24 protein-coding genes, 1 riboswitch and 1 other annotated feature are annotated in these 23,994 nt (G+C 43.3%); of the genes, 15 read left to right on the top strand and 9 right to left on the bottom strand.

From position 1 onward, the window contains the following. Window positions 1-98: 98 nt before the first annotated feature. Complete coding sequence (locus tag Q5H80_RS09110; protein WP_012604381.1) at window positions 99-509, bottom strand: H-NS family nucleoid-associated regulatory protein; 411 nt, start codon at window positions 507-509, stop codon at window positions 99-101. Between the two features lie 377 nt (window positions 510-886). Continuing rightward, window positions 887-1,064: riboswitch (Lysine riboswitch) on the top strand. A 112-nt stretch (window positions 1,065-1,176) separates the two neighbouring features. On the opposite strand from Q5H80_RS09110, the gene Q5H80_RS09105 reads away from it, so the two are divergent. From Q5H80_RS09105 to hisIE, 9 genes are all read left to right on the top strand, one after another. Beyond that, window positions 1,177-2,769, top strand: a complete 1,593-nt coding sequence (locus Q5H80_RS09105; RefSeq protein WP_304564527.1) for a Na+/H+ antiporter NhaC family protein — start codon at window positions 1,177-1,179, stop codon at window positions 2,767-2,769. A 189-nt stretch (window positions 2,770-2,958) separates the two neighbouring features. Next, window positions 2,959-3,094: a sequence feature (His leader region), on the top strand. Window positions 3,095-3,146: 52 nt separating this feature from the next. Beyond that, window positions 3,147-4,043 (top strand): ATP phosphoribosyltransferase, encoded by an 897-nt coding sequence (hisG, locus tag Q5H80_RS09100; protein ID WP_304564526.1) that lies wholly within the window; start codon window positions 3,147-3,149, stop codon window positions 4,041-4,043. After that, entirely contained in the window at window positions 4,043-5,362 is a 1,320-nt protein-coding gene (hisD, locus tag Q5H80_RS09095) for a histidinol dehydrogenase (protein WP_304564525.1), read from the top strand. The genes hisG and hisD overlap by 1 nt, the downstream gene beginning before the upstream one ends. A gap of 9 nt (window positions 5,363-5,371) precedes the next feature. After that, a complete protein-coding gene (gene hisC / locus Q5H80_RS09090; protein WP_304564524.1) occupies window positions 5,372-6,412 on the top strand; it encodes a histidinol-phosphate transaminase in 1,041 nt (346 codons plus the stop codon). 128 nt (window positions 6,413-6,540) lie between these two features. Beyond that, a complete protein-coding gene (gene hisB, locus Q5H80_RS09085) occupies window positions 6,541-7,629 on the top strand; it encodes a bifunctional histidinol-phosphatase/imidazoleglycerol-phosphate dehydratase HisB (protein WP_304564523.1) in 1,089 nt (362 codons plus the stop codon). A gap of 24 nt (window positions 7,630-7,653) precedes the next feature. Beyond that, window positions 7,654-8,268 (top strand): imidazole glycerol phosphate synthase subunit HisH, encoded by a 615-nt coding sequence (gene hisH, locus Q5H80_RS09080; protein WP_304564522.1) that lies wholly within the window; start codon window positions 7,654-7,656, stop codon window positions 8,266-8,268. A gap of 43 nt (window positions 8,269-8,311) precedes the next feature. Further along, entirely contained in the window at window positions 8,312-9,049 is a 738-nt protein-coding gene (hisA, locus tag Q5H80_RS09075) for a 1-(5-phosphoribosyl)-5-[(5-phosphoribosylamino)methylideneamino]imidazole-4-carboxamide isomerase (RefSeq protein ID WP_304564521.1), read from the top strand. After that, window positions 9,031-9,804, top strand: coding sequence for an imidazole glycerol phosphate synthase subunit HisF (gene hisF / locus Q5H80_RS09070; protein ID WP_017060270.1), 774 nt, complete (start codon window positions 9,031-9,033; stop codon window positions 9,802-9,804). Before hisA ends, hisF begins: the two co-directional genes overlap by 19 nt. Beyond that, window positions 9,801-10,451 (top strand): bifunctional phosphoribosyl-AMP cyclohydrolase/phosphoribosyl-ATP diphosphatase HisIE, encoded by a 651-nt coding sequence (hisIE, locus tag Q5H80_RS09065; protein ID WP_304564520.1) that lies wholly within the window; start codon window positions 9,801-9,803, stop codon window positions 10,449-10,451. Before hisF ends, hisIE begins: the two co-directional genes overlap by 4 nt. Before the next feature lie 189 nt (window positions 10,452-10,640). Here hisIE and Q5H80_RS09060 read toward each other — a convergent pair whose 3' ends face one another. From Q5H80_RS09060 to Q5H80_RS09045, 4 genes are all read right to left on the bottom strand, one after another. Beyond that, window positions 10,641-11,156 carry a YchJ family protein gene (locus Q5H80_RS09060; RefSeq protein WP_304564519.1) on the bottom strand — a complete coding sequence of 172 codons (516 nt, stop codon included), beginning with the start codon at window positions 11,154-11,156 and terminating at the stop codon, window positions 10,641-10,643. Between the two features lie 118 nt (window positions 11,157-11,274). After that, window positions 11,275-12,492: an EAL and HDOD domain-containing protein gene (locus Q5H80_RS09055; RefSeq protein ID WP_304564518.1), complete on the bottom strand. Its 1,218-nt coding sequence runs from the start codon at window positions 12,490-12,492 to the stop codon at window positions 11,275-11,277. Window positions 12,493-12,615: 123 nt separating this feature from the next. Continuing rightward, entirely contained in the window at window positions 12,616-13,350 is a 735-nt protein-coding gene (lpxH, locus tag Q5H80_RS09050; protein WP_304564517.1) for a UDP-2,3-diacylglucosamine diphosphatase, read from the bottom strand. A gap of 76 nt (window positions 13,351-13,426) precedes the next feature. Then, a complete protein-coding gene (locus Q5H80_RS09045) occupies window positions 13,427-13,921 on the bottom strand; it encodes a peptidylprolyl isomerase (RefSeq protein WP_004734582.1) in 495 nt (164 codons plus the stop codon). A 190-nt stretch (window positions 13,922-14,111) separates the two neighbouring features. Between Q5H80_RS09045 and cysS the strand changes: the two genes are divergently transcribed. Both cysS and Q5H80_RS09035 read left to right on the top strand, forming a co-directional pair. After that, a complete protein-coding gene (cysS, locus tag Q5H80_RS09040; RefSeq protein ID WP_086049697.1) occupies window positions 14,112-15,497 on the top strand; it encodes a cysteine--tRNA ligase in 1,386 nt (461 codons plus the stop codon). 97 nt (window positions 15,498-15,594) lie between these two features. After that, window positions 15,595-16,173: a thymidine kinase gene (locus Q5H80_RS09035; RefSeq protein WP_009848795.1), complete on the top strand. Its 579-nt coding sequence runs from the start codon at window positions 15,595-15,597 to the stop codon at window positions 16,171-16,173. 143 nt (window positions 16,174-16,316) lie between these two features. On the opposite strand, the gene Q5H80_RS09030 is transcribed toward Q5H80_RS09035, so the two are convergent. The 3 genes from Q5H80_RS09030 to Q5H80_RS09020 form a co-directional block, all read right to left on the bottom strand. Next, window positions 16,317-16,982, bottom strand: a complete 666-nt coding sequence (locus Q5H80_RS09030) for a YdcF family protein (RefSeq protein WP_304564516.1) — start codon at window positions 16,980-16,982, stop codon at window positions 16,317-16,319. Next, on the bottom strand, window positions 16,975-17,829 hold the full coding sequence (locus Q5H80_RS09025) for an NAD(P)H-binding protein (RefSeq protein ID WP_304564515.1): 855 nt from the start codon (window positions 17,827-17,829) through the stop codon (window positions 16,975-16,977). Before Q5H80_RS09025 ends, Q5H80_RS09030 begins: the two co-directional genes overlap by 8 nt. Before the next feature lie 114 nt (window positions 17,830-17,943). Further along, on the bottom strand, window positions 17,944-18,174 hold the full coding sequence (locus Q5H80_RS09020) for a TIGR02647 family protein (protein ID WP_009848792.1): 231 nt from the start codon (window positions 18,172-18,174) through the stop codon (window positions 17,944-17,946). Window positions 18,175-18,433: 259 nt separating this feature from the next. Between Q5H80_RS09020 and Q5H80_RS09015 the strand changes: the two genes are divergently transcribed. Further along, window positions 18,434-19,738: an ATPase gene (locus tag Q5H80_RS09015; RefSeq protein ID WP_304564514.1), complete on the top strand. Its 1,305-nt coding sequence runs from the start codon at window positions 18,434-18,436 to the stop codon at window positions 19,736-19,738. A gap of 362 nt (window positions 19,739-20,100) precedes the next feature. Further along, complete coding sequence (focA, locus tag Q5H80_RS09010) at window positions 20,101-20,943, top strand: formate transporter FocA (protein ID WP_009848790.1); 843 nt, start codon at window positions 20,101-20,103, stop codon at window positions 20,941-20,943. Between the two features lie 383 nt (window positions 20,944-21,326). Here focA and Q5H80_RS09005 read toward each other — a convergent pair whose 3' ends face one another. Continuing rightward, on the bottom strand, window positions 21,327-22,121 hold the full coding sequence (locus Q5H80_RS09005; RefSeq protein ID WP_304564513.1) for an ABC transporter permease: 795 nt from the start codon (window positions 22,119-22,121) through the stop codon (window positions 21,327-21,329). A 436-nt stretch (window positions 22,122-22,557) separates the two neighbouring features. Between Q5H80_RS09005 and torE the strand changes: the two genes are divergently transcribed. Both torE and torC read left to right on the top strand, forming a co-directional pair. Further along, window positions 22,558-22,740, top strand: a complete 183-nt coding sequence (torE, locus tag Q5H80_RS09000) for a trimethylamine N-oxide reductase system protein TorE (protein WP_008222628.1) — start codon at window positions 22,558-22,560, stop codon at window positions 22,738-22,740. A gap of 50 nt (window positions 22,741-22,790) precedes the next feature. Further along, a complete protein-coding gene (gene torC, locus Q5H80_RS08995) occupies window positions 22,791-23,972 on the top strand; it encodes a pentaheme c-type cytochrome TorC (protein WP_060982817.1) in 1,182 nt (393 codons plus the stop codon). The last annotated feature ends 22 nt before the right edge of the window (window positions 23,973-23,994 follow it).

Genomic DNA, 23,994 nt, shown 5'->3' with positions numbered 1-23,994 from the left:
CTGAATATATTGAAGCCGTAAATAATACTTTAGTCGACTTAAATATTAATTCTATTGCTTAGTGGGTTATTGATTATTCACTTAGCAAACTCGATGCCTTAAAGAGCAAACTCTTCTAGAGATTTACCAGCATCTAGTTGTTCTTGGATAGCTGAAGGCGTACGACCTTGACCTGTCCAAGTTTTCTCGTCGCCATTCGCGTCTACGTATTTGTATTTCGCAGGGCGAGGAGCACGTTTAGATTTTGTTGTTTTAGATTTTGCTTCACCAGAAAGTGCAGCAATAAGATCGGCAACATCGATTCCGTCTTTTGCAATTTGTTCTGCGATAGCAGAAAGCTTAGCTTCTTGCTCTGCTTTTGCTGCGCGTTCTTCAGCTTCAGACTCTTGACGTTCTTGTACAACAATAGTCAGCTTGTCTAGCGCTTCTTCAAGTTGCTCAAGAGTTAATTCACGTGAGAACGCACGAAGGCTACGGATATTTAATAGAGTTTTTGTTAATTCAGACATGATATTTCCCATCAAGGTAAACTAAATAATCCTCCTAATAATAAACAGAGCCTAAGAATAAAACAAATAGTATTTCTTCTATTAGTTATTTAAATAAAAAAATGAGACGAGTGCTTTAAGATGAAAAGGTAGACCTCTAATGAACTTATAATAACTATTAAGAATATCTTAAAAAAAACAGGTGATATCTGATATGTGTTAAGTGGAGTAATCCGTAAAAGTTGACTATTCTTCTATTGATTACTTCATTAACAAAAAGCTATTTTTCTCGGAATGATATGTTGCATTGTTGCTCTTGATGGGTACAATTGCGGCTACCTGATGCGGTGCTTTGGTTAATCCGTTGTTAAACTCTGGTTTACACGGTTAATAATGTTACCGCACGTAGAGGTGCAATTATAAAGAGTAGTTTTCGTTGGGGTGATGCCAATGAACGGAAATGAAAGGTGTAATTGCCGAAGTAAATTGTATATCTAAGCAATTTGCTGGGGTTGTGCTCAATAGGTACAACACTGCCATAGTCTTAATTTTAAACTATGGAGCGCTACTGTAGGGTTGGGTGAAGTGTTCACTTCCCTTTCGCTTAGTTCAACATGAGCTTGATAAGCCGTATCAAGTTTATCTGCAGTAGATCTCTAGCCAAATAAAAAACTGGTTTTTGAAGATCATGAATTTAATAGATTTTGCAACATCGCCTTTATCGCTGCTTCCTCCCTTGGTTGCCTTGACTCTTGCTATTGTTACCCGCCGTGTATTAGTTTCCTTGGGTGTCGGTATCGTAATGGGTGCGATTCTACTTGCTGACTACTCAGTAGGTAACGCAGCTAGCTACGTCTTTACTAAAGTATCTGGTGTTTTCATCGAAGATGGTGGTATTAACACTTGGAACATGAGCATCGTTGCTTTCCTTATTATCCTTGGAATGACAACGGCATTATTAACACTATCTGGCGGTACTCGCGCATTCGCTGAGTGGGCACAGTCTCGTGTTAAGAGCAAACGTGGTTCAAAACTACTTGCTGCATTTTTAGGTGTATTCATCTTTGTTGATGATTACTTCAACAGCTTAGCGGTAGGTGCGATTTCTCGCCCTGTAACTGACCGCTTCTACGTATCTCGCGCTAAGCTAGCTTATATCCTAGATTCAACTGCTGCTCCTATGTGTGTGATCATGCCGGCTTCTAGCTGGGGTGCTTACATCATCACTATCATTGGTGGCATCTTAGTGACACACGGTGTGACAGAGTATTCTGCACTGGGTGCTTACGTTCGTCTTATTCCAATGAACTTCTACGCTGTGTTTGCACTATTAATGGTGTTTGCTGTTGCGTGGTTTGGTTTAGATGTTGGCAAAATGCGAGAGCATGAGATCGAAGCCTCTCAAGGACGTGGCTTTGAAGGCGACAACGATCAAAAGCAAGCTCACGATCTAAATGAAGAGCTAGATATTCAAGAGAGCGAAAACGGTTCTGTTTCTGATCTCGTTATGCCAATCGTAGCGTTAATCGTAGCGACGGTTGCAGCAATGCTTTACACCGGTGGCCAAGCGCTTACTGCTGATGGTCAAGCATTCAACTTACTTGGTGCATTTGAAAATACAGATGTAGGTAAGTCTCTGGTTTACGGTGGTGTTATTGGTTTACTCGTCGCGCTAGCAACGGTATTCAAACAGAAACTGCCTATGGTTGATATCGCAAGAACAATGTGGATTGGTGCAAGCTCAATGTTTGGTGCTATCCTTATCCTTGTATTTGCATGGACGATCGGTTCTGTTATCGGCGACATGAAAACAGGTTCGTACCTATCCTCTCTAGCAACAGGTAACATCGATTACCACTGGCTACCGGTTATCTTGTTCCTTCTTGCTGGCCTAATGGCGTTCTCGACAGGTACATCTTGGGGTACGTTCGGTATCATGCTACCGATTGCTGGTGACATGGCTGCAGCCTCTGACATCGCGCTAATTCTTCCTATGCTAAGTGCGGTTCTTGCGGGTTCTGTATTTGGTGACCACTGTTCTCCAATCTCAGATACAACGATTCTGTCTTCTACAGGTGCGCGTTGTAATCACATTGACCACGTATCGACTCAGCTCCCTTATGCGCTGTCTGTGGCGTTCGTATCGTGTATTGGTTTCATCACCCTAGGAATGACATCATCAACTGGTATTGCATTTGGCGCAGCGTCTCTAACGTTTGTTGCGGTATGTTTTGCATTGGCTTATTTCTCTCGTTGCAAGATAGCAACATGTAAAAGCTAATCATCATTTGATTGAATAATGAGAAGGGAGGCGTTTGCCTCCCTTTTTTTGTGTTCGTTAATTTAATTTTAAATTTCGTGAAAAAAGTTCGAATAAATGGTTGAAAAAGGGTGTCAGCTTAGTTAGTGTGGAGACAAGACAGCAAACAACCTAAGAGCTGATAAGTATGCGTAAATTAGTAATGAACATTCATCACCATCATCACCCTATCTAGTCTTTCGGGGAGATTTACGTATACCCGGGAGCTAGAATTCTCCCGGAGGTTAAGTCAAAGAATTTAGATTTAAACCCTCGGGACGACAAAGTCTTCCGAGGGTTTTTTAGTTTTAGCACTTTAAATAATCAATAAATTCAAATATTTGCACAGGGATATAGCAATGCAGAGACAACGCCTAAGAATCGCAATTCAAAAGAAAGGTCGCTTAAGTAAAGAGTGCCAAGATCTACTTAAAAAATGTGGTGTGAAATTTAACATCATGGGTGAGCGCTTAGTTGTTCATTCACTAAATATGCCAATCGACTTGTTACTCGTTCGTGATGACGACATCCCAGGCCTTATCATGGATGGTGTGGTTGACCTTGGCTTTATCGGTGAGAATGAACTAGAAGAAGTTCGCCTAGACCGTGTCGCTCTAAAAGAACCATCAGATTTTCGCACACTTCGTCGCTTAGATTTTGGTGGTTGCCGTCTTTCTATCGCGATTAACAAAGATGAAGAATACAACGGCCCACAAGATCTAGCGGGTAAACGTATCGCGACAACCTACCCACAACTACTTAAAGCCTACATGGATGAGCAGGGTGTTGAATTCAGCGCTTGTATGCTAACTGGCTCCGTTGAAGTCGCTCCTCGTGCCGGCCTTGCAGACGCTATCGCTGATTTAGTTTCTACAGGCGCAACGCTAGAAGCAAACGGCCTAAAAGAAGCAGAAGCTATCTTCCAATCTAAAGCAACACTGATTCAACGTGTTGGTGATTTCGATGCAGACAAAACCGCGCTGATTGAAAAGCTACTGACTCGTATGCAGGGTGTTCAACAAGCGAAAGAGTCGAAGTACATCATGCTTCACGCACCAACGTCTCAGCTAGAGCAAATCAAAGCACTACTGCCTGGTGCTGAAGATCCAACGGTTCTCCCTTTATCAACAGACAAAGACAAAGTTGCCGTTCACCTAGTAAGTACAGAGAACTTGTTCTGGGAAACAATGGAACAGCTGAAAGAGTTGGGTGCAAGCTCGATTCTAGTATTACCAATCGAAAAAATGATGGGGTAGTGACGATGAGAACCGTTGTTTGGCAATCTTTAAGTGAATCACAGCAAGACTCGGTATTAGAGCGTCCAGCTATTACTGAAGGTGCAAACATCACTGCGACTGTTTCTGATGTTATTGCAAAAGTACGAAATGAAGGCGATGCCGCACTTAAGGAACTGACTGAAAAGTTCGATGGTGTGACTCCAGAATCTATCCGAGTTAGTTCGGGTGAGATCGAAGAGGCGTGTGCTCGTCTAACACCAGAGATGAAGCAAGCGTTGGAGCAAGCTTACAGCAACATTGCTAAGTTTCACGAAGCTCAAAAGCCACAGCCAATTAAGGTTGAAACACAACCTGGTGTTGTGTGTGAGCAGGTGACGCGCGCTATTAATACTGTTGGACTTTATATTCCGGGTGGCAGCGCGCCACTTCCATCAACGGTTCTTATGTTAGGTGTACCCGCTCAAATTGCGGGTTGCCGTAAGGTTGTGCTTTGTTCACCTCCGCCAATCGCGGATGAAATCTTGTATGTCGCTAATCTTTGTAAAATCGATGAGGTTTACAATGTTGGTGGTGGTCAAGCAGTGGCTGCCATGGCTTACGGTACAGAGAGTGTTGCTAAGGTCGATAAGATCTTCGGCCCAGGTAACGCTTACGTAACGGAAGCTAAACGCCAAGTAAGTAACGACTTCCGCGGCGCAGCGATTGATATGCCTGCTGGCCCGTCTGAAGTGTTAGTGATTGCAGACGAAACTGCGGATGCTGACTTCATTGCTGCTGATCTCCTGAGCCAAGCTGAACACGGGCCAGACTCACAGGTTGTATTAGTAACACCATCACCAGTTATTGCCGACCAAGTAACCGATGCGGTTCAGAAGCAACTGAGAGAGCTGTCTCGTGCGAACATCGCTCAGCAAGCATTGGCTTCAAGTCTAATCATCATTGCAGAATCGATCACTCAAGCGATTGCGATTTCGAATTTCTATGGTCCTGAGCACTTGATTGTTCAGACCAAGAGTCCACGTGAATTGCTGCCGTTGCTAGATAATGCAGGTTCAATTTTCCTTGGTGACTGGTCTCCAGAATCTGCAGGTGACTACGCATCTGGTACAAACCACGTATTACCGACTTATGGTTATACCAAAACCTATTCAAGTTTAGGTTTGGCTGATTTCTCTAAGCGTATGACGGTACAAGAGCTAACGGCTGATGGTTTGAAAGGTCTAGCACCAACGGTAGTCACAATGGCGGAAGCCGAAGGTTTGGATGCGCACAAACGTGCTGTGACTATCCGAGTTGAAAAATTAAATCGATTTGAACAGTTAAATAAAGCGAAATAAGGGTAGGGCATGGAAAAGTTAGCAAGAAAACAAGTTCAGGCTCTGACACCTTACTTGTCTGCAAGACGCATTGGTGGCAGCGGAGATGTATGGTTGAACGCCAACGAATCTCCGTTTGATAACGAGTACAACCTGAACTTGTCTCGTCTTAACCGCTACAGCGAGTGTCAGCCAAAAGAGCTGATTGACGCTTACGCCCAATACGCAGGCGTGAAATCAGAGCAAACTCTGACAACGCGTGGTGCTGACGAAGGCATTGAACTACTGATTCGTGCTTTCTGTGAGCCGAACGAAGACGCTATTCTTTACTGCCCACCCACTTACGGTATGTACGCAATCAGTGCAGAGACGATTGGTGTTGAGCGTAAAGTGGTGCCTCTGACTTCTGAATGGCAATTGGATCTTCCTGCTATTGAAGCTCAACTTGACAACGTAAAAGTGGTGTTTGTTTGTAGTCCAAATAACCCAACCGGTAATTTGGTTGATCGCAAAGACATCATCAAGCTGCTTGAAATGACACAAGACAAAGCGATTGTGGTGATGGATGAAGCGTATATCGATTTCTGTCCAGAAGCCTCAACTGTTGACTTGCTTGAGCTATATCCAAACCTAGCGATTTTGCGCACCTTGTCGAAGGCCTTTGCTTTAGCGGGTTTACGTTGTGGCTTTACGCTAGCGAACAAAGAGCTTATCGATGTATTGTTAAAAGTGATTGCTCCTTATCCTGTACCAATCCCTGTTGCTGACATTGCCGTTCAAGCACTTTCAGAGCAAGGACTAGCGCGTGCTAAGTTCCAAGTTCTGGATTTAAGTGCTAACCGAGCGTATTTACAAGCAGGTCTATTAGGCATGCCTCAAGTGACGGTATTTGATGGCTGGGGCAACTACCTACTGGTTAAATTCCCGAACGGCGATGAGTTATTTAAAGCGGCTTGGGATACGGGCATCATTTTACGTAATTCACCAATTGAAGACTGTGTTCGTATTAGTATTGGTAATCGCGAAGAGTGCGAAAAGACACTTGGATTTATTCGTAACTTTTATCAGTAACGAAAGGCTTACCAGTAATAACATTTGTCAGTTTGGTTCGATTAATTAGGTTGGCAAGTGAAACCAATATTTTGGGTTAGCGTTGATTTTAGCTAGGCCAGCAGATTTAAAATTAAAAGGAAGTTCAAGTGAGTAAACAACAGAAAATACTTTTTATAGACCGTGACGGCACCTTAATTGTTGAGCCGCCAGTTGATTTTCAAGTAGACCGTTTAGACAAACTAAAATTCGAACCGTTAGTGATCCCTAGCCTACTTGCACTGCAAGATGCTGGTTACCGCTTAGTGATGGTTACTAACCAAGATGGTCTAGGCACAGATAGCTACCCGCAAGAAGAGTTCGATGCTCCACACAATATGATGATGGAGTTCTTCGAATCTCAAGGCGTTAAGTTTGACGACGTGCTTATTTGTCCTCACTTTGACGAAGACAACTGTTCTTGCCGCAAACCGAAGCTAGGTATGGTTAAAGAATACCTTCAAGGCGGTAAAGTTGACTTCCAAAAGTCAGTCGTGATTGGTGACCGAATGACGGATCTTCAACTTGCTGAGAACATGGCAATTCGTGGTATCCAATATGGCCCAGATGCGGAAACTGAAGGCACGCTTAACTGGCCACAAATCGTTAAAGATCTGACGGTTAATGCACGTGTTTCTGAAGTAATTCGTACTACTAAAGAAACGGATATCAAGGTGGCAGTAAACCTTGATGAAACCGGTGGTAACAAGATCGATACCGGCATGGGTTTCTTCGACCACATGCTTGATCAAATCGCGACACACGGCGGTTTCCAAATGAACCTGACTGTGAAGGGCGATCTACATATTGATGATCACCACACAATTGAAGACACCGCTCTGGCTTTAGGCCAAGCACTAAAAGATGCGCTAGGCGACAAACGTGGCATTGGCCGCTTTGGTTTCAGCTTACCAATGGATGAGTGTTTAGCTCAGTGTGCGCTAGACCTTTCTGGCCGTCCATACCTGAAGTTCGATGCTAAATTCAGCCGCGAGCAAGTGGGTGATCTTTCAACAGAGATGGTGGTTCACTTCTTCCGTTCTCTAACCGATACATTGGCTTGTACGCTACACCTCTCTTCTGACGGTAATAATGATCACCACATCATTGAGAGCCTATTCAAAGCGTTTGGCCGTACTCTTCGCCAAGCAATCAAAGTTGAAGGTAACGAGTTACCAAGCAGCAAAGGCGTTCTGTAAGGCTAACGTTAGCAAGGAAAAACAATGAAAGAGCAAAAAGTAGTTATTATTGATACTGGTTGTGCCAATGTTTCCTCGGTGAAGTTTGCGATTGAACGTCTGGGCTACGCAGTTGAAATTTCAAAAGAACCAGAAGTTGTTCTTGCTGCCGATAAGCTATTCCTACCCGGTGTAGGTACAGCAAGTGAGGCAATGAAGAACCTGCAAGAACGTGACCTTGTTACCCTTGTGAAGCAAGTAGAGAAGCCTCTGTTAGGTATCTGTTTAGGTATGCAGCTGTTAGGCAAACTGTCTCAAGAGAAAGGCCAAAAGGCTGACGAGTTAGTTGAATGCCTAGGTTTGTGTGATGGTGAAGTTCGTTTACTTGAAACGGGCGACTTGCCATTACCACACATGGGTTGGAACACCGTCACGGCAACACCTAATCACCCTCTATTTAAAGACATTGAAGAAGGTGAATACTTCTACTTTGTTCACAGCTTCGCAATGCCCGTGGGTGACTACACAATTGCACAATGTGATTACGGTAAACCGTTCACTGCGGCGGTTCAAAGTGGCAATTATTATGGTGTTCAGTTCCACCCAGAGCGATCTTCGAAAGCTGGCTCTAAGCTGATTCAGAACTTCTTGGAATTGTAATAAGGATTAGGCAGCGGCTAACGTTGCCATATAAGGAATGTAAATGATTATTCCCGCGTTAGATTTAATTGAAGGCCAAGTAGTTCGCTTATTCCAAGGAGACTACGGGCAAGTAACAGAATACAAAGTAGACCCAGCAGAGCAGTTTAACTTGTACCACCAAGCTGGCGCAGGTTGGCTTCACCTTGTTGATTTAACCGGCGCAAAAGACACAACGGCTCGTCAATTAGACTTGATCGCTAAGCTACTTGCTAGCACGCCTGCGAACATCCAGATTGGTGGTGGCGTGCGTAACGAGCAAGATGTCGTTGATCTGCTAGAAGCTGGCGCACAGCGCGTTGTGGTTGGTTCTACAGCAGTTAAGCAACCTGAGTTGGTGAAAGGTTGGATGGAGAAATACGGCGCGGAAAAAATTGTGCTGGCTCTGGACATCAATATTGACGAAAGCGGCACACGTAAAGTCGCAATTTCAGGTTGGCAAGAAGATTCAGGCGTGACCATTGAAGCGCTGATTGAAGACTACCTCACGGTTGGTCTTAAACACGTTCTGTGTACCGATATTTTACGTGATGGCACGCTAGAAGGATCAAACGTAGAGCTCTATGTTGATCTTTGTAAGCAGTACCCACAAGTGCAATTCCAATCATCGGGCGGCATTGGTAGCCTAGCTGATATCGAAGCGCTTAAAGGCAGCGGTGTTGCTGGTGTGATTGTGGGTCGTGCGCTACTTGATGGCAAGTTTACCGCAGAGGAGGCATTTGCATGTTGGCAAAGCGAATAATCCCTTGTTTGGATGTCCGTGATGGACAGGTGGTTAAGGGCGTTCAGTTTCGTAACCACGAAATTATTGGTGACATCGTTCCGCTAGCACAACGCTATGCAGAAGAGGGTGCTGATGAACTGGTATTTTATGACATCACTGCATCAAGCGATGGTCGTGTGGTTGATAAGAGCTGGGTAAAACGCGTAGCTGAAGTGATTGATATTCCTTTCTGTGTGGCTGGTGGTATTAAATCAGCGGAAGATGCGGCGCGTATTCTTGAGTTTGGTGCGGATAAAGTATCCATCAACTCACCTGCATTGGCTAACCCACAACTGATCACTGACCTTGCTGATAAGTTCGGCGTGCAGTGTATCGTTGTTGGTATCGATTCATACTTCGATAAAGAAACCGGTAAATATCAGGTTTACCAATTCACTGGCGATGAAGCGCGTACTAAAGCAACCAAATGGGAAACCAAAGATTGGGTACAGGAAGTACAGAAGCGTGGCGCAGGTGAAATTGTGTTAAACATGATGAACCAAGATGGTGTTCGTAACGGCTATGACATCGATCAGTTAAACATGGTACGTGAAGTGTGTAATGTGCCATTGATTGCCTCAGGTGGCGCGGGTGCAATGGAACACTTTGCTGAAGCCTATAAGAAGACCAACGTGGATGGAGCGTTAGCAGCTTCGGTATTCCACAAACAAGTCATCAATATTGGTGAACTTAAACAGTATTTAAAACAACAAGATGTAGAGGTGCGACTATGAGTTTTGAATCCGCAAGCTTATCAAAAACAGAAGTAGGCGCATTGTCAGAGCGTATTAACTGGGAAAAAGTAGATGGCTTAGTGCCAGCTATTGTTCAAGATTACCAATCAAGCCAAGTGTTAATGATGGGATACATGAACCAAGCAGCACTTGAGAAAACAGGTGAAACTGGCAATGTGACGTTTTTCTCTCGCACCAAAGAGCGTCTTTGGACGAAAGGTGAAACGTCGGGCAATGTATTGCAACTGCAAAACATTGCCTTGGATTGTGACAACGACACTTTACTGGTTAAGGTTAATCCCATTGGCCCAACGTGCCACACTGGTACTACAACGTGCTGGGACGGAGACAAACAACAAGAGTCTCAGATGGTGTGGCTTCATCAGCTTGAGCAGCTATTGGCTGCCCGCAAGGACGCCGATCCTGAGTCTTCTTATACTGCCAGTCTATATGCCCGCGGCACCAAGCGTATTTCGCAAAAAGTGGGCGAAGAAGGCGTTGAAGTCGCGCTTGCGGCGACGTCGGGCGATAAGGCGGAGTTAGTGTGTGAATCTGCGGATTTGATTTACCACCTAATGGTCTTATTGCAAGACCAAGGTCTATCGATGAACGACGTGGTGAACAAACTAAAAGAGCGCCACAAGTAGTTTTGTTAGATAAATAAAATCGTGTAACAAACAAAGAGCGCCGTAAACAAATATGTTTACGGCGCTCTTTGTTTGTTTTCATTCCTGAACTTCTCTCGTAATGCATCTAATCCTGATTCTTCGTCATTCCGAGGAGCCTAAGCGACATCAGGAATCTTTTCTCTTAATCTGACTTCTTAGTCGTACGAGTTACCCGCAGCACTTTTTGTATTTCTTACCACTGCCACAAATACACGGATCATTACGACCGATCTTAAAGCTCTCAACGGTTTGATTTAAGCGTGGGTCAATTTCTTGCTCTTCTTGCTCATTTCCTTGCTCGGGGAAAGTGCCGTCAATGTAGTACCACAAACCGTCTTCACGAACAAAGCGCGAGCACTCTTGCATGCAAAACTGTTCAGTGCCTTCGTTGAAGTAGGCTTTAAATTCAACAAAACCTTCGTCTTGGTGCGAGCCTGCCGCAGTATCGATGACTTCTAGTCCTACCCAATCACTGTCGATAGATTCGGCAATACCTTCTCTTTGCGCTTCTGCATTGCAGCTAGGGTGGTAAGTCGCAACAACATAGTCAACCAAACCCAACACGTGCGCTGAATAACGAGAGCGCATCAACTGTTCAGGTGTTTCAACAGCACTGTGGTGAAGGTGCGCTGATTCGCAGCACTGTTGGTAAGTATTTTTGCTACCGCATGGGCATAAAGACATGGTCAAATCCTGTAAAAATGGCCTCTGTTAAGAGGCCATAAATGAATGCGTTGGAGTTTATCAAGAAACGACCGCTCACCAAAGCTTAGTTTCGATTGAAGTTGCTGTGTGATGTGAACTATTTCAAAGTAGGAGACAGCAGGTCTTGGGCCCAAGAAGTTGCTTCGTCATAAGCTTGACCTAGCTCAGCTTCGTTGAGTTTGAGCAGTTTACGAATGCGCGTTGCTTCATCCCAGCGAGCTTGTTCATAAGCTATGACCATCGCCAAAATGGCACCTAATATACCCTTGCGCTCAATCAAGGCTTGTTTAATCTCATCATCGATCGGCACTGAGTCCAGTACTTTTACTAACGGCAGATCGAATAGGGAGTCGAGTAGCGAGAACATGCCGGTTAAAAAGGCTTGTCCGGGCTCAACCTTAACGTTCATTTTCTCGACCAACAGTTCACATTGGCGCGCACGTATCACGGCTAAACCATAAAGTGAGTCTGGTTTATCTTCTTTCGCTGATGCGATAGCAACCAGTGACACTAGCTTACGTAGCTTCTGTTCACCAAGATAAACAAGCGCTTGGTGGAATGAACGAATCGGTGTTGATGAGCCACCTGCGGAGTTTACGTAAGAGAGCAACTTATACGACATTGTCATATCAAGGGTAATCAAACGCTCTACTTCGGCAAAGTTGATAGGATCGTTGGCTATCTCTTTCAACAGTTGAACAATGGTTAAAAAAGCAGGGTTTAATGCACGAGTTTGAATCATCTCCGGCTTGCTGAAAAAGTAGCCTTGAAAGTAGTTAAACCCGGCTTGGATTGCTTCTTGATATTCTTCGTGAGTTTCTACTTTCTCCGCTAGAAACTCGATATTCAACTCTTTCAGCGTGTTCATGAACATCGCTGCTTTAGCGATTGAGATCAAACGTATGTCGAATTTGATAATTGATACGTAGGGTAAGAAGCGTTTCCATGCTTTGCTGGGCACAAAGTCATCTAACGCGATCGTGTAACCCGCATCATAAATTGTGATGATGGCTTCTAGCAGTTCGTCTGTTGGCTCACAGTCTTCCAGTACCTCGACAACTAGGCTCTCTTTCGGAAATAGAGTCGGGACTAGGTTAACCAAGCTTGCATATGGGAAATTAACGAATCCAAGCTTATCACCCAATGTATTATAGTGGGTAGATAAGAAGTGGTCGGAAAGCAAACGGCTAGTAGCGAGCTCCGGCTCTACTTCAGGGAAAGTGTTCTTAGGACCATCCCTAAATAGCAACTCGTAACCTATGGTCTTCTTGTCTGCATCGAGTATTGGTTGACGCGCTACGTATGAATATTTCAACTTGGTACTGTGTTCGGTTTATTTTTGATAGACAGATAATAGCTAATTCAGGAGAAATTACCATATACAAGTGAAGAAAATCTGACCGATGATAATAATAAAAGTGAAAGTTTAAGCGTGATGCTAAAAGCGATTGCTAAACTCGCGATTCTGTAGTTCAAAACTTTGCGGAGTGAACACCAGAACTGATCCTTGAGTATACCAATCACCCAATACGATACGGGTTTTAGTGCAATTATTGGCACTAAAGGTGTGTATGTCTGGACGGTGAGTATGACCGTGGATCATCAAATCGACGTTGTGTTGTGTCATCACATTTTCGACTTCTTGCTGTGTTACATCCATGATATCGAGAGACTTTGTCTGCTTGTCATCTTTGATATCAGACTGAACCTTGGAGACAATTTTCTTTTTGATAAAAAATGGAATTCTATTAAAGACCCATTGTAACCAGGGCTGATGAACTTTTTCACGAAAGGCGAGGTACTTTATATCTTCGGTACACAGAGTATCACCATGCAATACCACTGCTTTTTGTCCGTAGATATCGATAGTTGACACTTCATCTAGAAGTTGTACGCCTGTTTGTTTCGCAAATTTTTTGCCAACTAAAAAGTCACGGTTACCTTGTGTGAAATAACAAGGTACGCCAGTGTTAACTAAGTCTATAAACGTTTGGCGAATTGAATTCGCGAACTCGCTTGTATCGTCGTCACCAATCCAGAATTCGAAAAGATCGCCCAACACGTAGAGTGCATCCGCTTCTACGGCCTCGTTCTTCATGAAGGTTAAGAAGCAGTCTGTGATGTCTTGTCGTGACGGAGCAAGGTGTAGATCTGATATAAAATATGTTTTCATAGGTCTAAAAAAGGGAGCGATTCGCTCCCTATATCCTGATTTTATCGGCTCATCAATACTAACCGAAAGCGGTGAATTAAGCTTCGATTGTAGTACCAGTGATGATCACTTCTTCCAGAGGTACGTCTTGGTGCATACCCATAGAACCAGTGCTAACACCTTTGATCTTGTTTACGATGTCCATGCCTTCAACAACTTCTGCGAATACACAGTAGCCCCAACCGTCTAGGCTTTCGCTACGGAAGTTTAGGAAAGAGTTGTCGTTAACGTTGATGAAGAACTGAGAGCTCGCTGAATGCGGTTCCATAGTACGAGCCATTGCTAGCGTACCCACTTTGTTCGCTAGGCCGTTGTTTGCTTCGTTCTTGATAGTCGCGCGAGTTGTTTTTTCTTTAAGGCCAGAAGTCATGCCGCCGCCTTGAACCATGAAACCATCGATAACACGGTGGAATAGCGTGTTGTCGTAAAAACCGTCACGGCAATACTGTAGGAAGTTTGCGCTTGTTTCTGGTGCTTTTTCTTCGTTAAGTTGAACTTTGATGTCACCAAAATTTGTGTGAAGGATGATCATGATTGTTACCTTACTGTCTTTTTAATATGAAGTTTGAATTCTAGCGCATGTTGGCGGACTTTCAAATCACCAAATCATTAACTTAACTCGGATGTTTGAGGTAATTCCTGCTTAGGGGGATTACCTATTAAGGTATGACTTGTTATACTGCGAGCTTATTTTTGATTAATCCATAAAATAGATAGAGATCATGCTGAAGATATATAACACGCTCACAAGACAGAAAGAGGAATTCAAACCAATTACAGCTGGCAAAGTCGGTATGTATGTCTGTGGGGTAACCATATACGATCTCTGTCATATTGGTCATGGTCGTACGTTCGTTTCATTTGACGTGGTAACTCGTTACCTGCGTTACCTTGGTTACGATTTGAATTTCGTTCGTAATATCACTGATATCGATGACAAAATCATCAAGCGCGCTAATGAAAACGGCGAGTCTTGTGACTCTCTGACTGAGCGTCTGATCGGTGAAATGCACGCGGACTTCGATGCATTGAACATGAAACGCCCAGATGTCGAGCCTCGTGCGACTGAATTCATCACAGAGATCATTGAGTTAGTAGAAAAGCTAATTCAACGTGGCTTTGCTTACGTTGCAAGCAACGGTGACGTGATGTTCGAAGTTAAGAAGTTTGACGAATACGGTAAGCTTTCTAAGCAAGATCTTGACCAGCTTCAAGCTGGCGCCCGTGTTGACATCGATTCTGCAAAACGTAGCCCGTTAGACTTTGTTCTTTGGAAGATGTCTAAGCCTGGTGAACCTACGTGGGAATCGCCATGGGGTCCAGGTCGTCCAGGTTGGCACATCGAATGTTCAGCAATGAACTCGTCTATTCTCGGTAATCACTTCGATATTCATGGTGGTGGTTCAGATCTACAGTTCCCGCACCACGAGAACGAAATAGCACAATCTTGCTGTGCACATGGCACCCAGTATGTGAATACTTGGATGCACAGCGGTATGGTGATGGTAGACAGAGAAAAAATGTCTAAGTCACTGGGTAACTTCTTCACTATCCGTGACGTACTTCAGCATTACGATGCAGAGACAGTTCGTTACTTCCTAATGTCTGGTCACTACCGTAGCCAACTAAACTACAGCGAAGATAATCTAAACCAAGCTCGTGCATCACTTGAACGTCTCTATACATCACTTCGTGGTCTAGACGTTACCGCAGCCCCTGCTGGTGGTGAAGAGTATGTGACTCGTTTCTCTACAGCGATGAACGATGATTTCAACACACCTGAAGCTTATTCAGTGCTGTTTGAAATGGCTCGTGAAATCAACCGTATCAAGACTGAAAGCATCGAAAAAGCAAGTGCACTAGGGGCACTGATGCGTGAACTGGCAGACATCATCGGTATTCTTCATCAAGATCCAGAAGCGTTTTTGCAAGGCGATGCAGCAGGTAACGATGACGAAGTCGCTGAAATCGAAGCGTTGATCAAACTGCGCAACGATTCTCGTGCTTCGAAAGATTGGGCAAATGCCGATCTTGCACGTGATAAGCTGAACGAGCTAGGTATTGTTCTGGAAGATGGTCCAGAAGGTACGACTTGGCGTCGTAAGTAAATCTGATAAAAAGGGCTGATTTTCAGCCCTTTTTTCTAGCAAAAATTCTCTAATTTCACCTTTTTATCTTCAACTTTTAATTAACAGGAATATTTCTGTGGCTCAGATGTATTTTTATTACTCGGCAATGAATGCGGGTAAATCAACAACGCTTCTTCAATCTTCATTCAACTACCAAGAACGTGGTATGACACCAGTGATCTTTACGGCTGCATTAGATGATCGCTATGGTATCGGTAAAGTGAGTTCACGAATTGGTCTTCAATCTGAAGCTCAATTGTTTAAAAACGACACCAATATGTTTGAGGCAATTCAAAAGCTCAACGAAGAAGAAAAGCGTCATTGTGTATTGATCGATGAGTGTCAGTTTTTGTCGAAAGAGCAGGTGTACCAACTAACAGAAGTAGTTGATAAACTGCATATCCCAGTACTTTGCTACGGTTTACGTACCGATTTCTTGGGTGAATTATTTGAAGGTAGCCGCTACTTGTTGTCTTGGGCTGACAAATTAGTAGAACTTAAAACAATTTGCCACTGTGGCCGTAAAGCCAATATGGTAATTCGTACAGATGAGCACGGTGTGGCGATTGCTGAAGGTGACCAAGTCGCTATTGGTGGCAATGACCAATATGTTTCGGCTTGCCGTTTACATTATAAAGAAGCGCTAGGTAAATAAGCAGCCTATAAGTCGGTATTGCTAAAACCAATAGCGTTCAAATTAGAAAACGGTGACCTAGTGTCACCGTTTTTGTTTATTGAGCCTGTATTTTGTTTTATTCCAAGCCGAGCTTTTATTTTATTCTTAGTCGATCTTTTGCTTTATTCGAAACCGAGATTCTTCAATGTTTGATAGGCGTGGTCAACATCGTCGGGGATCGGCATCTCAATCTGAAAGCCTTTCTCTGGGTAGGATTTGATTCGTTCATAATCAGCAATCAATGCGCCTAGCACCATATCCATTGGCAACTCTTCGTTAAAGTAATCATCCCAATTCTGCCATTGTGATGTCACCGTTATCTCGGAAGTTTTGTCAGGCCATTGCTTACAGAACGTTGCGTAAGTGCGTTTCTCCATGAAGGGCTTCTGAACTAGAGTCAGCCGTTTCGGTGATAATCCTCGCTGAGCCAGTAGCTCGTGGGTAAACCGTACATTTTCCCCAGTGTTTGTCGCGTGCTTCTCAATGATAATGTCTAAGTCAGGCACACCACAGTCTCGTGCGATAGAAGCGAACGTTTCTGCTTCTGAACGCTCAACCCCCCCTTCTGTAAAGCGTCCCACACCACCAGAAAAGACAATATAAGGCGCTACACCTTGGTGATAGAGCTCAGCTGCGTATTCAGCAACGCGAGTGTCGTTACTGCACAACACAAATATACAGTCTGAAGGCGCAACTTTGTGACCCATAGACATAAAGTTCCAAAGGGTGTCGACTGAGCGATGCAGTTTTATATTGGGATTTTTCTTAGCTGTAGATTGCTCAGTCATGAAGTGCGTCCAGTGTGGAATCGAATTTAAACGAGTAACCTAAACCGAGGATTTTTTTAGAAGAGATCAGCTTGTCTGGGGTGTCGACAATAGGAGGGAGTGGCTCGCTGCTATTGGCACTTTTTAGTGCAGCTGCGTAGAACTCCGCCTTGCTCACTGTATTCGGTGTGGTGACATTTACGACTTCATTGTGAAGTTGATTGATAGCGAAATCGACCGCACCAATCGCATCATCAAGGTGAAGCATGTTTGCTGGCGCTTGAGAGCTGACCTGCTTTAGCTTGCTTGCGAATCGAGATGGATGACGACTAGGGCCGATTAACCCACTGAAGCGAAGAATGGTGTAATCGATACCGGAATCCATCACCAATTGTTCAGCCTGAAGCATCACGCGTGCATTGTCCGAAAATGCGGATGCTTGCTCGTCTGCTGAAGTTGAAAGAGTGAGTGAGGCGTCTTGCTCGTACAGAACTCCGGGCTTGGTTGGGTATACCGTCGTCGAACTGACCATAATGAGCTTTTTCACGTTTGCCTTCTGGCAAGCGCTAGTCAGTTGTTGCCAATAGTCGGCGTACTCGACACCAGCGCCTTTTCTAAAGCCGGGAGGAAAGCTACCAATAACTATCTCGGTATTGTTTTCCAATAGGAGTGAGTAGAGTTGGCCAATAGAGCGTTCAGGCTGTTTTGCATCAAAGCTGAACACTTCACAAGGAATGCGTTCGTTGCCAATAGCGTCAGCGCCTGCTTGGGTCGTTTTCGTGACCACAACTTGGTTACCATGTTTTTCTAAATGTTCAGATAAAGGTGCACCGACCCATCCTGCACCAACAATAAATATAGAAGCCATGTGTTCCTCACAACTGCAAATGACGGATTTATGATAAGCCTAACAAACCTTTGCCCAAAAATGAAAAAACTCCACGGCCGAAGCGAGTGGAGTTTTTACTAGAACCGTGGAGTTTTAGTTCAGTACGCGAAGTAACTTGTCTGCGCGCTCTGCCATCTGGATACCTTCATCTGTTAGGTAACCACCGTCTGGCTGGGTGCAAAGGTTCTTTTCGAATAGGCGCTTAACAGCGTCTTGAGTTTCTTGAGCAGCCTCTTGATGAACTTTAATTCCAGTAGCGGCGCTACTTACATCAAATTGAAGAAGGAGGTTTAAATCAGCAATATGTTCAGCGTTGTACTTCATAATTAACCTATATATTCATAACGTTCTCTACCTTCACCTTAGTGCGCATTCACGGCTCAAGCAATAGCAAATAAATAGAATTGATAAGTGATACCAAATTGAATGATTAATCGTCGTATGGTGGGTTTATTTTAGTTAGATTGCGTGATTTGCAGCCACTTAAATTCTGAACGATGTTTATTGCGAAGTGGTTGTAATATATTGTGTTACTAGAAATATATTGTATCCAGCTAATATTGTATAAAAAGGAAACGCATCAGTGAGAGTGAACAAAGTAGCATTAACGATCAGTATGCTATTTGCTATCTCAGGTTGTCAAAGTACACCCTCAGAGCAGACAGGCGCGAACCAAACCACAAATGACAATGAATCAACAGTAGAGGTCCGTTCATTTCAGTCTGTCCAAAGTGTTTACTCCGAGTGGGAGGCTAAGCTTGAAGAACACGCTCAATTGTCTCTCTATGCTCCAGAGAATTACAATGAACTATTAGACGCTTGGGATGATGCTGAAAGCATTTATGCGGACTTACTGAAAGATCAAACACAGTTAACCAAGAGTTACTCGATTTTTTCGACACTAACTTACGCAGAAGCCTTTGATGAAAAAATCGCGTTGATTCGATCAAATTATGACTCGATCTTAGTGTTAAAGGAGAAGGCTGATAGAGTATTAGCCGACTCGATAGTGCAAATGGATTACTTAAAGTTTCTTGGTGCCGACACTATGTTTGCATCGAGCTACAAGCGCTTGTATTCAGAATACAGCGAGTTGTTCGAATATGTGCTTGTCGATGAACTTGAAGACGCTCAGGAAGCACAGGTAGAGTTTCTTAATAACGCGAGTTTGTTAGAAGTTAAAGTGGCACACAAGAAGTACATCGAACCTTTGAAGGATGAGTTGGAGTTCTTGGAAGATGAAGATTTCGATGACGTTGTTCCACTGACGTTTGCTAAAGCGGCATCTCAAATTGCTTTGGCAGAAAGCCAAGTGAAAGCCAGTCCCCGTGAAAAGTCGATCATTGAAGACGCAGTTCACGCTGCGGAGTTCGAATTGAACCACGTGCGCAGTGTTGCTCATGAAGTGAAAGTGCTCGCGAGCATTAAAGGTGACAAATTTGAACAATCGGTTTTAAATGCCGAGAATCAGTTATTGAGCATTTCACGAGTGGTTAATGATGAAGACCACCGCGATGTTGTATTGCGTCTTCAGTCTCAAAAAATTGTAGCGAGTGTTAAAACGCTGAAAAGCTCGGACATGACGGCGTCATTAAAGTCAGAAATTGAAGCTTTGACTAAGCAACTTGCTAAGTTAGAAAGCGAGAATCAGAAGCAAGTACAGAAATTGGCTGAAGCGACTAAACACAATGAGTTATTGGATGGGCAGATTACCAAGAGTGATGCTCATATAAAAAGCTTAGAAGAGTTAGTCGATAGTTTGAAAAGCTTAGGTGGTAAAGTTACCAACGAAAGTGACTCTGGTGCGATTAATCCTAGTTTTGAATCTAGCCTAGGGGATGCACCCTTAGAACAATCATCAGAAGAAGTGATTGAACCTTCGGTTTAGCATAACTAATTTCTTTATTTGTGATTGACTTAAAAGCGCCTATAGGCGCTTTTTTACTTTCTGTTGATCTATATCAAAATCTAGAGGTGGGTGTGCTCAATCCATCGTTATAGTGTGCGGCATTCTCTTTATAGATCTATAACTTGTTGATATATAAAGGTACGTTATTTTTTATGTTGAGATGCTCTCATTTAGCAGAGTTTTCTTTTTACTACTAAAGTTGTATGAATTTGGAATAACTTGGGTTATTTCCTTACAGCAAGGTTTCGGGAGGTATTTTGAACCCAAAATAGCGCTTGAATTCAGAAATGAAAGAGAGGATTATCGCGCTCCCGACGACATGTTTCAAAATGTAAATCATCATGAATCTAAACCAATTCGACTCATTATTACCGCCACAAATGGCTGAGCGCGCTGCAGATATTGGCGTAGGTAAAGCAACCAAAGACCCAATCAAATCTTTTCTCCTAGCGATTTCAGCTGGTATACATATTGGTATTGCGTTTGTGTTCTACACCATCGTAACCACTGGTGCTGGTGATTTACCGTGGGGTATTACTCGCTTATTAGGTGGTCTAGCTTTTAGCTTAGGCTTAATCCTTGTTGTTGTTACTGGTGGTGAACTGTTTACCAGCTCTGTGTTGACGCTTGTTGCTCGCGCAAGTGGCAAGATTACCTGGCGTACATTAGTTAAGAACTGGACCACGGTTTATGTCGGTAACTTAATTGGTGCATTGCTGCTGGTGGCATGTATGCTTCTGACTAAACAGTACATGTTCGATCATGGGCAAGTGGGTTTGAACGCCATGGCGATTTCCCAACACAAAATGCACCATGATTTTATCCAAGCTATCGCGCTTGGCATCATGTGTAATGTATTGGTTTGTATCGCGGTATGGATGACATTTAGTGGACGTACACTGACTGACAAAATCGCAGTTATGATTTTACCTGTTGCGATGTTCGTATCAGCCGGTTTTGAGCACTGTATTGCCAACATGTTCCAAGTCCCTTTAGCTATCGGTATCAAAACATTTGCTCCCGCAGAATTTTGGACAATGACAGGCGCTAACCCTGCGGACTATGTTGATCTGAACATGATGGACTTTTTGATGAACAACTTGCTGCCCGTTACCATTGGTAACATCATTGGCGGTGGTATCTTTGTTGGTATGTGGTACTGGTTGATCTACCTACGTGACTAATAATGGCTTTGTGATCCACAAAGCAAAAGTTTCGTGATTAATTCCGATTACTCGGTTAATCCAGTTTACGAGTTAATTTGGTAACCTGGACTCAGTGAAAACACTGAACTGACTTATGACATTTACAAGACGGTCTGCATTGCAGGCCGTTTTTATTTGTGGAAAACCTACTTGTTCATTTCTCAAATTATCATGTGAACGCTCAATAGCGATGATCACCGTGTGTGTATATGTCTTTGAAAACGCCCAAAGATCAAAGGTAATGATCTTTCCCTAGGTGGGAATGGACGAAAAAGGATCTATATTGATTTGGTTATCCACAATTTCTGTGGATAACCTGTCTCAAATTCAGTGAGTAACCAGATCTAAGTGGAGTAGGGAGGCTATTTCGAAGGCTGTATTTGCGCGAGAACTCGGCCTTCTTTAGTTAGAGATGTCTTCAATGAGAGCTGAAGTGCAAGTGCTAAAGAGCAGCTCATCATCACGAAGATAGCTAACATGATCATCAACTGATACTTAATCGCGATCATCGGTGATGCACCTCCTAAGATCTGTCCTGTCATCATTCCCGGTAACGTGACTAAGCCTGTCGTTGCCATAGAGGCCATAATCGGTGACATCGCTTTCTGTATCGCATTACGAACAAAAGGCGCGGCTGCATAGGAAGGAGACGCGCCCAAAGCGATAGCCGCTTCGTACTCTGATTTCTGCGTTTCAAAAGCCCCAAACAAGTTTTGCAATGCCACAATATTACTGCTTAAGCTATTACCTAACAGCATCCCTGCAATAGGGATAAGATACTGTGCGTTAAAAATCGGTGTTGGTTTAATGATGAAAAAGCAGATAAACAAGACAATAGGTACACAAGTTACAGCAAGGCTAACGGCTATAGGAGCTAAAAGTAGGTTTTTGGGGAGCCTAGATTTTTCAACAATTGAGCTTGCCCCAACGATGATCATTGCAAATAACCACAGTAAATTGACCCATAAGCTATTCAAGGTGAACAAGTATTCTAGGTAAAGTCCAACCAGAAATAGCTGAATAACCATACGAATTATGCTGACAGAAGCCTCTTTGCCAAGGCCGAGTTTTAACTTGTGGTTGATGGTAATGGGTAGCAAGAGAAGTGAGCTGAAGAACAATAACTGCCACCAAGATATATCAATAATGTCTTGCATAATGATTCCTTTTAAGTGGTCTACATCATATCTGAAAGTGCCAAATGACGCATTTCAGCTTCAAAGTCGTCGATTCAAAAAATACGCAATTATTTAACAAACAACATACGAAATAGTGGTTGTTTGATACTTTTTTGGCTACTACTTAGTAGGTAAAAGGTTAAAAATAGTTACCATCTGGTTGCGTAAATGTTGGCTTTTAACATTTATGAAGCATACTTAATTCTTCACATTTGTTAATACTTTTTAATAACTTTGTTTAACTGAAAACAAGTTTGGATGACCTCAAAAAAGTATTGATTAGCAAGGGTTATAACGGGGGATTTGATTGAACCCTACTTTGTGTATGGTCTAAAATTTGTTGTTAGATACTCAAGAACTTTAGCCCCATAGAATGGGTTATTCGAAATTACTAAATACAAAATAGGCAAAATGTATGAGTGATGTTAATAAAATTGAAACAGGCGAAAAACGCTCGTTGGAGTGGAAGTCTTTCCTCTTCATCGCGGTGGTTCTCTTTCCAATATTAAGTGTGGCTTTTGTAGGCGGTTACGGCTTCCTAGTTTGGGCACTGCAAGTGTTTGTATTCGGACCTCCTGGTGCTCACGGCGGCATGTAATGCCCTCTAGTAACAACATTTTCTAAAATCAATATTTAAGAGAGCTAAACATGAAATCATTTTTAGTTAAATTATGGCGCACAATGACTCGCCCTGCAGTACACATCAGTCTTGGTGTACTAACTATGGGTGGCTTTATCGCTGGTGTTATTTTCTGGGGCGGTTTTAACACAGCTCTAGAGCACACAAATACAGAAGAGTTCTGTGTAAGCTGTCACACCATGCGTGACAACGTGTACGTAGAACTACAAGAAACGGTTCACTGGAAAAACACTTCTGGTGTACGTGCTACTTGTCCTGACTGTCACGTTCCACATGAATGGACAGCAAAAATCGCTCGTAAGATGCAAGCATCTAAAGAAGTATTCGCTCAAGTATTTGGTGACCTAGATACACCTGAGAAATTCGAAGCTCGTCGTATCGAACTGGCTAAACACGAATGGGATCGTTTCTCTTCGAACAAATCTCTAGAGTGTAAAAACTGTCACAACTACGATTCAATGGACTTCGAGAACATGCGTCCAACAGCGCGTATCCAGATGAAGAATGCAGCAGAACGTGATCAAAGCTGTGTTGACTGTCATAAAGGTATTGCTCACAACCTTCCAAAGGATATGGCATCAGCAAGCGGCATTGTTGGCGAGCTAGAAAATGTAGCAAGCAGCACATCTTACGCAAATGGTTCTGACGTGATCTCTATTCGTCACCTACCAATGTACACAGATGAAACAGCAACAGTTGAAGCGGGTCTATTAAGCCCTGCAAGTAAAGTGGCTGTGATCGACGAAAAAGGCGACATGATCAAGATTCAAATCGACGGTTGGCGTAAAGCGAAAGGCTTCGGACGTGTAATCCAAGAAGACTTCGGTATGAACATCTCAACTGCAATCTTGACGAAAGAAGTATCTCAAAGTGACGTTATCACTGTTGGTGAGAAGAAAGAAGATGAGCTTACTGGCCTTCCATGGGAAGAAGTTAACCTAGCACTTTGGATGAAGAAAGAGTCTATGGTTGATAACTTCGATCCAATCTGGAACGCAGCGGGTCAAGCGTACCAATCTAACTGTTCAACGTGTCACTCACAGCCAGATGAAGCTCACTTCAGTGCTAACGGTTGGGTAGGCATGCTAGATGGTATGATTGCATTTGTTAACTTCGATACAGATACAGAAGCTCTTGTTCTGAAGTATCTACAGAAGCACTCATCAGATTTTTCTGAAGGCCATCACTAATAAGACGTCAATTGGAGTAACA

Origin of the sequence: Vibrio sp. SNU_ST1, assembly GCF_030563405.1 — a bacterium.
Lineage (GTDB): Bacteria > Pseudomonadota > Gammaproteobacteria > Enterobacterales > Vibrionaceae > Vibrio.
This window is presented reverse-complemented; position numbering and strand designations above follow the sequence as displayed.

What these genes read in the sequence shown, in the direction of transcription:
- Q5H80_RS09110 (WP_012604381.1), bottom strand. Translation starts at nt 509, where the DNA reads ATGTCTGAATTAACAAAAACTCTATTAAATATCCGTAGCCTTCGTGCG.
- Q5H80_RS09105 (WP_304564527.1), top strand. Translation starts at nt 1,177, where the DNA reads ATGAATTTAATAGATTTTGCAACATCGCCTTTATCGCTGCTTCCTCCC.
- hisG (WP_304564526.1), top strand. Translation starts at nt 3,147, where the DNA reads ATGCAGAGACAACGCCTAAGAATCGCAATTCAAAAGAAAGGTCGCTTA.
- hisC (WP_304564524.1), top strand. Translation starts at nt 5,372, where the DNA reads ATGGAAAAGTTAGCAAGAAAACAAGTTCAGGCTCTGACACCTTACTTG.
- hisH (WP_304564522.1), top strand. Translation starts at nt 7,654, where the DNA reads ATGAAAGAGCAAAAAGTAGTTATTATTGATACTGGTTGTGCCAATGTT.
- hisA (WP_304564521.1), top strand. Translation starts at nt 8,312, where the DNA reads ATGATTATTCCCGCGTTAGATTTAATTGAAGGCCAAGTAGTTCGCTTA.
- hisF (WP_017060270.1), top strand. Translation starts at nt 9,031, where the DNA reads ATGTTGGCAAAGCGAATAATCCCTTGTTTGGATGTCCGTGATGGACAG.
- hisIE (WP_304564520.1), top strand. Translation starts at nt 9,801, where the DNA reads ATGAGTTTTGAATCCGCAAGCTTATCAAAAACAGAAGTAGGCGCATTG.
- Q5H80_RS09060 (WP_304564519.1), bottom strand. Translation starts at nt 11,156, where the DNA reads ATGTCTTTATGCCCATGCGGTAGCAAAAATACTTACCAACAGTGCTGC.
- lpxH (WP_304564517.1), bottom strand. Translation starts at nt 13,350, where the DNA reads ATGAAAACATATTTTATATCAGATCTACACCTTGCTCCGTCACGACAA.
- Q5H80_RS09045 (WP_004734582.1), bottom strand. Translation starts at nt 13,921, where the DNA reads ATGATCATCCTTCACACAAATTTTGGTGACATCAAAGTTCAACTTAAC.
- cysS (WP_086049697.1), top strand. Translation starts at nt 14,112, where the DNA reads ATGCTGAAGATATATAACACGCTCACAAGACAGAAAGAGGAATTCAAA.
- Q5H80_RS09030 (WP_304564516.1), bottom strand. Translation starts at nt 16,982, where the DNA reads ATGACTGAGCAATCTACAGCTAAGAAAAATCCCAATATAAAACTGCAT.
- Q5H80_RS09025 (WP_304564515.1), bottom strand. Translation starts at nt 17,829, where the DNA reads ATGGCTTCTATATTTATTGTTGGTGCAGGATGGGTCGGTGCACCTTTA.
- Q5H80_RS09020 (WP_009848792.1), bottom strand. Translation starts at nt 18,174, where the DNA reads ATGAAGTACAACGCTGAACATATTGCTGATTTAAACCTCCTTCTTCAA.
- focA (WP_009848790.1), top strand. Translation starts at nt 20,101, where the DNA reads ATGAATCTAAACCAATTCGACTCATTATTACCGCCACAAATGGCTGAG.
- Q5H80_RS09005 (WP_304564513.1), bottom strand. Translation starts at nt 22,121, where the DNA reads ATGCAAGACATTATTGATATATCTTGGTGGCAGTTATTGTTCTTCAGC.
- torE (WP_008222628.1), top strand. Translation starts at nt 22,558, where the DNA reads ATGAGTGATGTTAATAAAATTGAAACAGGCGAAAAACGCTCGTTGGAG.
- torC (WP_060982817.1), top strand. Translation starts at nt 22,791, where the DNA reads ATGAAATCATTTTTAGTTAAATTATGGCGCACAATGACTCGCCCTGCA.